Origin of the sequence: Pseudaminobacter salicylatoxidans (assembly GCF_003148475.1) — a bacterium.
Lineage (GTDB): Bacteria > Pseudomonadota > Alphaproteobacteria > Rhizobiales > Rhizobiaceae > Pseudaminobacter > Pseudaminobacter salicylatoxidans.
The window spans coordinates 1-1,352 of sequence record NZ_QGGG01000040.1; the positions used below are offsets into that span (position 1 = coordinate 1).

Sequence of the window (1,352 nt, forward strand, 5' to 3'; positions counted from 1 at the left end):
CCCATAAGCGCTAACTTAAGGATTGAGCCATCTGCGGCGTTCGCCGTCGGGGCGGCTCGTTGAGGCGGCGACCTGTGATTTTCAGCCGCACGTAGTAGGTGTCCAGCGGGACGACGCCGATGATCGCCGCCCGCAAGCTGTGAATGAGCATTTTGACGATCCGCCAAAGGGATGCATGGCGTAGCGGTTGATCCGTCGGCTCAGGGGGGAGAGTCCAGCGTGTGCTGGACCATGTCGTCAATTATGAATGCTGCGAGCAGGTTGGTGAAAATCCAAGCCCGTGCAAGTTCAGGGTCCTTGGCGCGCAACGCATCCAGATGCAGCAGGCTCTTGAGCCGTTTGAAGGCAAGTTCCACCTGCCATCGCAGGCGATAAAGGGCACCAACACGCTCTGCCGGATACTCGTCCGGATCAAGTGAGGTAAGAAGCAGCACATGGTTTGCCGCCTCCAGCGTTTTCGGCTGGACCACTCGGCCTTTTCTACGATTGTCATTGAGTATCCGGGCTTTGCTGCTCTGCACCTTGTCAGGCGGCAGTTGCACCGCAATGAGGCGCGCGGGGAACGGTGTCCATGGCTCCCTGTTCCATCCGCGACCGACCATGACTGTGGTTTCGCCGCTCTCGCGATCGCCCAAACCACGCAGGAAGCCCATCATGTCGAAGCGCCCTCCAGCCGGGTCCAGCCAGCGCAATCCACGCCAATGGACACGGACCACATAATCGCCGACCCCTTGGGCAAGGGAGCGGATACATTCCGGGCGTGCGCCAAAGCCACGATCAGCAATACGGATTTCATTCGCCACCGGCTCAAAACGATCCAGACGCTCGGCCTCTTTGCCATCGGTCAGTTCAAAGGCCGTGAACCGACGCGCTCGAGGATCGTATCCCATATGCAGTCGCCAATCCGCGCTTCGACTGCCGGGTGCACTGATTGTCGTCCCGTCTACCAGGCGCAACATCCGCTCGCCCATATCGCTCCGGGCACCAGCGCGGTCCGCGAGAGCCTGCCCGGCAAGCATGCCGAACCAGTCAGCCGAACGGCGCAGGCGCTTCAGCAAGGCAACGTCGGAAAGCTCCGCAATACCCTGGATTTGCGCCCAGGCAGCTGCCTCTCGAAGCGACATGCCACCGGGACCATAGCCAAGTCCCAGACGCAACAGAGTCGCGGCGTCACGAACTTCCCGGCGACGTATCAATGCTCCGGCATTCCGTGCCGAAGCATTCAAATCCGCTGGCTTGCCAATACGAGCCAGCACCCTTGACCAGTCATCATCGAGAGAAAATGCGCGTTTCATCTCGATGTTGAATCATCGAAAGCGCAAAACGCCAACCCTTAAGTTAGCGCCTATGGG

Annotated in this window: 1 protein-coding gene; it reads right to left on the minus strand. The window is 59.8% G+C overall.

Features of this window, described 5'->3' with window-relative positions:
* Positions 1 to 200: 200 nt before the first annotated feature.
* Positions 201 to 1,295, minus strand: coding sequence for an IS4 family transposase (locus C7441_RS23675; protein WP_109614978.1), 1,095 nt, complete (start codon positions 1,293 to 1,295; stop codon positions 201 to 203).
* Between the last annotated feature and the right edge of the window lie 57 nt (positions 1,296 to 1,352).